Source organism: Burkholderia sp., assembly GCF_018375725.1.
GTDB lineage: Bacteria > Pseudomonadota > Gammaproteobacteria > Burkholderiales > Burkholderiaceae > Burkholderia.
Map to the genome: position 1 here is coordinate 1 of NZ_JAHACR010000162.1, position 9,320 is coordinate 9,320.

The 9,320-nt window shown below is 64.7% G+C and carries 9 protein-coding genes; 1 reads left to right on the forward strand and 8 read right to left on the reverse strand.

The genetic code is table 11. The features are described from left to right. The 7 genes from KH616_RS16285 to ndk form a co-directional block, all read right to left on the reverse strand. Nucleotides 1-612, reverse strand: a 612-nt coding sequence (locus KH616_RS16285; RefSeq protein WP_292248110.1) for a PQQ-binding-like beta-propeller repeat protein, incomplete at its 3' end; no start/stop codon positions are given. 41 nt (nt 613-653) lie between these two features. After that, complete coding sequence (locus KH616_RS16290) at nt 654-1,283, reverse strand: tetratricopeptide repeat protein (protein WP_292248113.1); 630 nt, start codon at nt 1,281-1,283, stop codon at nt 654-656. A gap of 55 nt (nt 1,284-1,338) precedes the next feature. Continuing rightward, nucleotides 1,339-2,679: a histidine--tRNA ligase gene (hisS, locus tag KH616_RS16295; RefSeq protein ID WP_292248115.1), complete on the reverse strand. Its 1,341-nt coding sequence runs from the start codon at nt 2,677-2,679 to the stop codon at nt 1,339-1,341. Nucleotides 2,680-2,704: 25 nt separating this feature from the next. Further along, nucleotides 2,705-4,003, reverse strand: a complete 1,299-nt coding sequence (gene ispG / locus KH616_RS16300) for a flavodoxin-dependent (E)-4-hydroxy-3-methylbut-2-enyl-diphosphate synthase (protein WP_292248118.1) — start codon at nt 4,001-4,003, stop codon at nt 2,705-2,707. A gap of 111 nt (nt 4,004-4,114) precedes the next feature. Next, complete coding sequence (locus tag KH616_RS16305; protein ID WP_292248121.1) at nt 4,115-5,116, reverse strand: RodZ domain-containing protein; 1,002 nt, start codon at nt 5,114-5,116, stop codon at nt 4,115-4,117. A 152-nt stretch (nt 5,117-5,268) separates the two neighbouring features. After that, nucleotides 5,269-6,408: a 23S rRNA (adenine(2503)-C(2))-methyltransferase RlmN gene (gene rlmN, locus KH616_RS16310; protein WP_292248122.1), complete on the reverse strand. Its 1,140-nt coding sequence runs from the start codon at nt 6,406-6,408 to the stop codon at nt 5,269-5,271. A gap of 57 nt (nt 6,409-6,465) precedes the next feature. After that, a complete protein-coding gene (ndk, locus tag KH616_RS16315; protein WP_292248124.1) occupies nt 6,466-6,891 on the reverse strand; it encodes a nucleoside-diphosphate kinase in 426 nt (141 codons plus the stop codon). Between the two features lie 248 nt (nt 6,892-7,139). Here ndk and KH616_RS16320 point away from each other — a divergent pair, with 248 nt between their 5' ends. Next, nucleotides 7,140-7,838 carry a Bax inhibitor-1/YccA family protein gene (locus tag KH616_RS16320; protein ID WP_292248126.1) on the forward strand — a complete coding sequence of 233 codons (699 nt, stop codon included), beginning with the start codon at nt 7,140-7,142 and terminating at the stop codon, nt 7,836-7,838. A 65-nt stretch (nt 7,839-7,903) separates the two neighbouring features. Here the strand turns inward: KH616_RS16320 and rlmD are convergent. Continuing rightward, the coding region (rlmD, locus tag KH616_RS16325) for a 23S rRNA (uracil(1939)-C(5))-methyltransferase RlmD (RefSeq protein WP_292248127.1) at nt 7,904-9,320 on the reverse strand (1,417 nt) is incomplete at its 5' end.

The following is a 9,320-nucleotide window of genomic DNA, read 5'->3' on the forward strand; positions in this document are numbered from 1 at the left end:
GAGACCGCCGCCCGGGAATCCCGCGAGCACGGCGGCATCGCCTGCGAACGTCATGCCGGCCGACACGCGCAGGTTCAGCGGCACCGCGCGGTTGCGGTAGTTCCACTTCTGCTCGCCCGTCTGCGCCGCGAATGCAATGACCTGTCCGTCGATCGTGCGAACGATCACGAGCCCGTTGCCGACGAGCGGCGGCGAGAAGACCTCGCCCTGCACGGTGGCTTTCCACAGGAGCTTGCCGTCCGGGCCGAGCACGAACACGCCACCCTTGAGCGCGCCGACCGCAGTCAGGTTGCCGTCGCTGCCGACACCGGCCGACAGATCCGAATCCAGCTTGGTACGCCAGACTTGTTCGCCGGTCTTCGCATCGATCTTCTCGACCGAGCCGTTCTCGCCCGCCACGTACACCGCGTCGCCGACCGCGACCGGCGAAAACAGATAGCGTCCGCCCTTGCCGACACTCGCCTTCCAGATCTGTTGCACGTCGAGGACGGGTTTGATCTCGGTCAGCGGCGTCGGCACGCGACGCGCGTCCTTCGACGACGAGCAGGCCGCCAGTGTCAGCACGGCCGCCGCGCAGGCAACGGGCACAGCGTAACGTTTCAGCAAATTCATCGATTAGCGAAGCAAAGTTAAGAGGTTGATCGGGCAGCGGCTCAGCCGCCCAGCGCATCCAGCTTGAACTGGACGAGCTGGCGCGCCGACATGTCTTCCTTCGGCAGGCTGTCCAGCGCCACCTTGTATGCGGCGCGTGCATCGTCCGGCTTGCCCTGCGCGGCGAGCAGATCGCCACGACGGTCAGCCACCAGGCCCTTGAATGCATCGACCGGCTCGCCTGACAACAGCGCAAGGCCCGCGTCGTATGCTTTCTCGTCGAGCAGCAGCGATGCGAGACGCAACTTCGCGATCTGCTTGTACTCGGCGTCCTGCGCGTGATCGGCGGCCCACTGCAGCTGCGCTTTCGCGCCGGCGGTGTCGCCCGCGCCATAGAGCACCTTCGCCGCCGCCAGTGCGGTCATCTGCGCATAAGGCGTGCGACCGTATTTGTCTTCCATGTCGGCTGCGGCGCGTGCCATCGTCGTCTTGTCGTTCGACGCGGCGGCCTTCTGCACCTGCTCGTACAGCCCGGCCGCCTGGGCGGCCTGGCGACGCTGCCAGAAATTCCAGCCGTTGAAACCCGCCGCGACGACGAGCGCCGCGAGTACGATCCACGTGGCGAGGTTGCCCCAACGGGCCCACCACGCCTTGAGACTTTCAATCGATTCTTGTTCGTCGTGATAACTCATCGGCGAGCGATTCCTTCCTGTTCAGGCCTTTCTTGTCGAGCCAATCCCGGTGCGATCAGTCGTCGCCGTCATCGGCGGATGCAACCATCGCATTGATTAGGAATTCGGTCAAGTTTTCGACAGGTACGGTCTGCTGAAGGTTCTTCTCGCCATCCGCGCCGGCGCCACGCAGCGCTTTCACGCCCGCCGTGCCGTTCGCGACCTCTTCTTCGCCGAAGATCACCGCGAATGACGCGCCGCTCGCATCGGCGCGCTTCATCTGCGACTTGAAGCTCGCCGGCGCGCCGTCGGCGCTGCAGTTGAAAATCACGTCGAGGCCGGTGTCGCGCAGCCGCTCGGCAACGATGAACGCCTGCTCGCGCGCCGCCTCGCCCTGATGCACGACGTACACGTCGACACCCTCCTGCTCGGGCGCGAGTTGCGCTTCCTTCAGCAACTCGAGGATGCGCTCGATGCCCATCGCCCAGCCGCACGCGGCGGTCGGCTTGCCGCCGAGCTGCTCGATCAGCGGATCGTAGCGGCCGCCCGCGGCCACCGTGCCCTGCGCGCCGAGCTTGTCGGTCACCCACTCGAACACGGTCAGGTTGTAGTAGTCGAGACCACGAACCAGACGCGGATTGACGGTGAACGGAATGTTGTTCGCCTTCAGGAGACGCTGCAGCCCTTCGAAATGCGCGCGCGACGCGTCGCCGAGGAAGTCGATCAGCTTCGGTGCGTTCTGCACGATTTCCTGCATCGCAGGGTTCTTCGTGTCGAGCACGCGCAGCGGGTTCGAATAGAGACGGCGTTGCGCATCGGCGTCGAGTGCGTCGACGTGCTGCTCGAGGTACTTGATCAGCTCGACACGGTGCGCCGCGCGCTCTTCGGCGAGGCCGAGCGAATTGATCTCGAGCTTGATGCCGGTCAGGCCGAGGTCGTCCCACAGCCGCTGGCACATCATGATGATTTCGGCATCCGCATCCGGGCCCGCGAAGCCCAGCGCCTCGACGCCGACCTGGTGGAACTGCCGGTAGCGGCCGCGCTGCGGACGCTCGTGACGGAACATCGGCCCGATGTACCACAACCGCTTCGGACCGTCGTACAGCATGTTGTGCTCGATCGCCGCGCGCACGACAGCCGCGGTGTTCTCCGGACGCATCGTCAGATGCTCGCCGTTCAGCGCGTCGGTGAAGCTGTACATCTCCTTCTCGACGATGTCCGTCACCTCGCCGATGCCACGCGTGAAGAGCTGCGTATGCTCGACGATCGGCGTGCGGATGTTCTGGTAGCCGTAGGCGCGCAGCAGCGACTTCACGGTGTCCTCGAAGAACGCCCACAGGCCGGCATCCTGCGGCAGGATGTCGTTCATGCCCTTCACGCCCGTGAGCTTCTCGATCTTGCGTTTCTGTTCAGTCATCGATGTTTCTGTTGACGGATTGAGTTCAGGCCGCGGTGCGGCCGTAAGTGCGTTCGACGTAGTCGCTGACGATCTGCTGGAATTCCTCGGCGATACGTTCGCCGCGCAGCGTCTTGACCTTCTCGCCGTCGATGAAGACGGGAGCGGCCGGATTCTCGCCCGAGCCCGGCAGGCTGATGCCGATGTTCGCGTGCTTCGATTCGCCCGGGCCGTTGACGATGCAGCCCATCACCGCGACGTTCATCGTCTCGACGCCCGGATATTGCTCGCGCCAGACCGGCATCTGCTCGCGCAGGTACGTCTGGATCTGCATCGCGAGCTCCTGGAACAGCGTGCTCGTCGTACGGCCGCAACCCGGGCACGCCACCACCATCGGCGCGAACGAGCGCAGACCCATCGTCTGCAGGATTTCCTGGCCGACGATCACCTCGCCGGTGCGCGACGCGCCCGGCTCCGGCGTCAGCGAGATACGGATCGTGTCGCCGATCCCCTGTTGCAGCAGCACGCCGAGCGCGGCCGTCGAAGCGACGATGCCCTTCGAGCCCATGCCCGCCTCGGTCAGCCCGAGGTGCAGCGCGAAGCCGCAGCGGCGCGCCAGCTCGCGATACACCGCGATCAGGTCCTGCACGCCGCTCACCTTGCACGACAGCACGATGCGGTCGCGGCCGAGACCCAGCTCGACTGCGCGCTCGGCGGAACCGATCGCCGACTGGATCAGCGCCTCGTACATCACGCTTTGCGATTCCCACGGCACGGCGCGCGCGGCATTTTCGTCCATCATGCGTGCGAGCAGATCCTGGTCGAGGCTGCCCCAGTTCACGCCGATACGCACCGGCTTGTCGAACTTGATCGCCGCCTCGATCATCTGCGCGAACTGCGTGTCGCGCTTCGCGCCCTGGCCGACGTTGCCCGGATTGATCAGGTATTTCGACAGCGCTTCCGCGCAACCGGGATAGTCGCGCAGCAGCAGATGGCCGTTGTAATGGAAATCACCGACGAGCGGGACCGTGACGCCCATGCGGTCGAGCTGTTCGCGAATCGACGGCACGGCGGCCGCGGCTTCGGGCGTGTTGACCGTGATGCGCACCAGCTCGGAACCGGCGTTCGCCAGCTCCTTGATCTGGATCGCGGTACCGATCGCGTCGGCCGTGTCCGTGTTCGTCATCGACTGCACGCGCACCGGCGCATCGCCGCCGATCGTCACGAGCTGCCCGCCCCAACGGACATTCACCGCATGTGACACGCGCCGCGGCGCATGCCCGCCGAATACCGGCTCGGTTGAACAAATCTGGCTATTGCGTGGGGATTGAGCTTCGGATTGCATCGATAGATCCATTTACGCGGAATGCGCCGCGGCGCATGAATTGAAAAAGCGCCACACCCTGAGATCCGTTGACGTCAATGCGTCAACCGACCCTCGTTGCGGCGCTTGCCGTCAGGGCAACGTGAACCGCGCCACGTTCCCCCGCGCTGTCGAATATTTTGCCGGATCGACGGACTTTCCGTCGAACGCGACCGAGTCGAGGCCCGCCTTGTTGCCGATCGTAACCTTGAGCGGCGCGTCGCCCGCGACCTGTTTCGTCTCGCCGGCCCGCACCAGCGACGAGAACAGCTCCTTGCCGTTCTTGTCGCGCACGCTGAACCAGCAGTCCTGCTTGACCTTCAGTTCGACCACCGACTGGCCGGCCGCCACCGCGATGCTGGCCGGTTGTGCAGCCGACGCGGCCGGAACCACCGCCGCTGCCGCACTTGCCACCGCCGCGGGCTGGGAAACCGGCGCGACCGCCGCCACGACCTGCGAGGCCGGCGCCGGCATTGCCGGCACGTTCGACGCAGGTCCCTGGCTTGCCGCAACCGCGGCCACGCTGGACGCGCCAGCCTCTTCGACCGTCGGCGCCGATGCCAATTGTGCCGCGGATGCACCTTGCGCAGCGCCGCCCTTGAAGCGTGCCAGCCAGCCCGACGAGTCGCCGCCGGTGTGCCACATCGCCGCGGCGATCACCACGGCGACGGCAGCCGCCGTACCCCACAGCCACGGCCGGTGCCGCGATGTGCCGCCGAGCGGGATCGACACCCGCCCTCGCGGCAGATCCGACCCCGATGATGCCGGCAAGGACAGATCCACTTCCGGCGCGCCACGCTCGCGACGCAAGGCCTGTGCGAACGGCTCGGGATCGACCCCGAGCATCTTCGCGTAGCTGCGCACGACCCCAAGCGCGAACGTCACGCCGGGCAAGTGACTGATATCGCCTGCCTCGAGCGCCCGCAGCTTTTGCGGCGCCACCTTGAGCCGTGCCGACACGTCGTCGACCGTCCAGCCCTTCGCCTCCCGAAGCTGTGCCAGGCGCCCCCCCACGGCCACCAACGATTCCAGTCCAGCCGTTGCCGGTTTTCCGGCATTCGTATCTGCGCCATTTGACGGCTGCGGCTCACTCATCCTTGTCCTCGCGTCGATTCTTCTTCACTGGCGGGCACAACCGGCGCTTGCCGGCCGGCACCCCGTAACCGTCCATACCAGGCGCGGCGCACCATGCGCCGCTGCCGATCGCTATTCGCTTGTTTGACTGCCTGAAGTTTCGGGCATCCCCGTCATACCGCCCGAACTTCGATGATTTTTCCTGCTGCGCCCGTGCGCTCCGCCAGACGCGTGCGATCCTTCACCGCACCGGCCAGTTGGCCGCACGCAGCGTCGATGTCGTCGCCGCGCGTCTTGCGCACCGTCGTGACGACGCCCGCGTCGATGAGCACCTGCGCAAAACGCTTGATCTGCTCCGGCTTCGACCGGATCAACCCCGACTCGGGGAACGGATTGAACGGAATCAGATTGAACTTGCACGGCACGTCGCGCGTAACCGCCAGCAGTTCGCGCGCATGCGCTTCGGTGTCGTTGACGCCGTCGAGCATGCAGTATTCGAAAGTGATGAAGTCGCGCGGCGCGACCTTCAGGTAGCGCTGGCATGCCGCCATCAGCTCGCGAAGCGGATGCTTCTTGTTGAGCGGCACCAGCATGTCGCGCAGCGCATCGTTCGGCGCGTGCAGCGAGACGGCCAGCGCCACCGGCAATTCCTCGCCGAGCCGATCCATCATCGGCACCACGCCGGACGTCGACAGCGTGACCCGGCGGCGCGACAACCCGTACGCGTTGTCGTCGAGCATCAACCGCATTGCGGGCACGACTGCGCTGTAATTCAGAAGCGGCTCGCCCATGCCCATCATCACCACGTTGGTGATCACCCGTTCGGCCTTGCCGTTCGGGCCGGGCGCGCGACCGAGCGAGGCGCGCAATGCAAATTCGGCCATGCGCAGCTGACCGATGATTTCAGCAGTCGACAGATTGCGGGAGAAACCCTGCTTACCCGTCGAGCAGAAGCGGCAATTTACCGCACATCCGGCCTGCGACGACACGCACAGCGTGCCGCGCGTCTCTTCCGGGATGAAGACGGTTTCGACCGCGTTGCCGTTTCCGACGTCGATCAGCCACTTGCGCGTGCCGTCCCCGGAAACGTGATCGCTGACGATATCCGGCATCGCGATCGTCGCGCGCCCCTTGAGTTTTTCCCTCAAGGATTTCGCGAGATCGGTCATGCCGTCGAAATCGCCAGCGTTGTACTGATGGATCCAGCGCTGCAATTGCTTGGCGCGGAACGGCTTCTCGCCAAGGCTGCCGCAGTACGCGACAAGGCCCTCGGCATCGAAGTCGAGAAGATTGACGGAAGTTTCGCTCGTCATGGTGTCCTGCCTTGCCGCGTGCGCTGAATCCTGCCTGCCTGAATTGTCAGCCAGTGCTTAACGCGAGTAAACGTTCATTCCCGGGAAGAAGAACGCCACTTCGACGCTCGCCGTTTCCGGCGCGTCCGAGCCGTGCACCGCATTCGCGTCGATGCTGTCGGCGAAGTCCGCGCGGATCGTGCCCTTCTCCGCCTTCTTCGGATCCGTCGCGCCCATCAGGTCGCGGTTTTTCAGGATCGCGTTCTCGCCTTCCAGAACCTGGATCATCACCGGACCCGAGATCATGAACTCGACGAGATCCTTGAAGAACGGACGCTCTGCGTGAACTGCGTAGAACTTCTCCGCCTCAGCGCGCGACAGGTGCGCCATGCGCGCTGCGATGATCTTCAGGCCAGCGCCTTCGAAACGGCTGTAGATCTGGCCGATCACGTTCTTTGCCACCGCATCCGGCTTGATGATCGACAGGGTGCGCTCGATTGCCATAAAAACTCCAAAAAATTAAGACGTTACAGACCCAAATGAATCCACTATTGTAGCACGATCCTGTGTATCATTGCGATTGAACCCTTACACCAGCGAAAGGTTCCAATTCCATCGTTTTGCGTCGGCTCGGCATTGAAACCTCGCGGCGCGGAACGTATCTTAGGCATAGCTGCTCCGGCCTGGCGCGCCGTCCTCTGCGCGCGCCAAGCCGGCCCCGGACGCCCTTGCGTTCACTGTCAGGAGAAACCATGAACGATTATCCGTACAACTTCGGCCGCGGTGGCTCCATCAGCACCGTCGAGGTCCGCAACCGCGTGCTGCGCAACACCTACTGGCTGCTCGCACTGTCGATGATCCCGACCGTGCTGGGCGCGTGGATCGGCGTCGCGACCGGCTTTTCGCTGTTTGCGGCCACCAGCCCGGCGATGAGCCTGCTCGCTTTCTTCGCCATCGCATTCGGCTTCATGTTCGCCATCGAGCGCACCAAGAACAGCAGCGCCGGCGTATTCGTCCTGCTCGGCTTCACGTTCTTCATGGGCCTGATGCTGTCGCGCCTGCTCAGCTTCATCCTCGGCTTCTCGAACGGCCCGTCGCTGATCATGCTCGCGTTCGGCGGCACCGGCATCATCTTCGCCGCGATGGCGACGATCGCCACCGTCAGCAAGCGCGACTTCTCGGGCCTGGGCAAGTGGCTGTTCATGGGCGTGCTCGTGATCCTGCTCGCCGGCGTCGCCAATGTGTTTCTGCAACTGCCGGCGCTGATGCTCACCGTGTCCGTGCTGGCGATCGTGATTTTCTCCGCATACATGCTGTTCGACGTGCAGCGCGTCGTCAACGGCGGCGAGACGAACTACATCACCGCGACGCTCGCGATCTACCTCGATCTGTACAACGTTTTCACCAATCTGCTTGCCCTGCTCGGCATCTTCGGCGGCAACCGCAACTGAAGCCTGCGCGCAGCATGAAAAAACCGGCCCGCGGGCCGGTTTTTTTACGTCCGCGACCGGCGCAGTCAGTCGCGCTCGAACAACGCAATGGATTCGACGTGCGACGTGTGCGGGAACATGTTGACGACACCCGCGCCCTTCAGCCGGTAACCGGCTTCGTGCACGAGCAGGCCCGCATCGCGCGCAAGTGTCGACGGATTGCATGACACATAGACGATGCGCTTCGGCAGCGGGCCTTCACCACTCTGTGCGATGTCCGCAAGCGCCTTCGACACCGCAAGCGCACCCTCGCGCGGCGGATCGATCAGGAACTTGTCGAACGCGCCCAGCGCCCGGATGTCGTCGGCCGTCACTTCGAACAGGTTCCGGCATGCGAACGAGGTGTGGCCGTCGACACCGTTCTCACGCGCATTCGCGAGCGCGCGCGTCGTCAGCGTCTCGCTGCCCTCGATGCCCACCACCTCGCGCGACAGGCGCGCGAGCGGCAGCGTGAAATTGCCGATCCCGCAGAACAGATCGAGCACGCGGTCGTTGCGCGCCGGCGCCAGCAGACGCAGTGCGCGACCGACCAGCACACGATTGATCTGATGATTGACCTGGGTGAAGTCCGTCGGCTTGAACGGCATGCGGATGCCGAATTCGGGCAGCGTGTAGTCGAGTTGCACGTCGAGCGGATAGAACGGCGTCACCGTATCCGGGCCCTTCGGCTGCAGCCAGAACTGCACCTTGTGCTCATCGGCGAACGCGCGCAGGAGCGCCTCGTCGGCTGCATTGATCGGCTCCAGCACGCGCAGCACGAGCGCCGTGACCTGCGAACCGACCGCGAGCTCGATCTGCGGCATGCGATCGCGGATCGATAGACCCTCGACCAGCCGGCGCAGCGGCACCAGCATCGCGGAGACATGCGGCGGCAGCACCTCGCAGCTCGTCATGTCGGCAACGTAGCTGCTCTTCCGCTCGTGGAAACCGACCAGCACGCCGCCCTTTTTCACGACGTTGCGCACGGTCAGCCGCGCGCGGTAACGGTAACCCCACGACGGGCCGTGAATCGGCGCGAACATCGTTTCGGCGCGCAGCTTCGCGAGATGCCACAGGTTGTCCTCGAGCACGCGCTGCTTGATCGCGACCTGCGCGCGCATGTCGAGGTGCTGCATCGAACAGCCGCCGCATACGCCGAAGAATTTGCATTTCGGCTGCGTGCGCATCACGCTCGGGCGCAGAATATCGACAACCTGAGCCTGTTCGTAGCTCGGCTTGCGGCGGAAGCTCGAATAGGTCACGCGTTCGCCGGGCAGCGCACCCTCGACGAAGATGACCTTGCCCGGCTCGCCGTCCTCGGTCGTCACACGGCCGACACCGCGCGCTTCCATGTCGAGCGATTCTATCTCGAAAACCGGGGCGCTCTCAGGCGCGGCGGGCACGCTTTTCAACTTGCGCGCAGAAGTGGGGGCGGCTTCAGACACCAGCTTTTCCTGACAAACG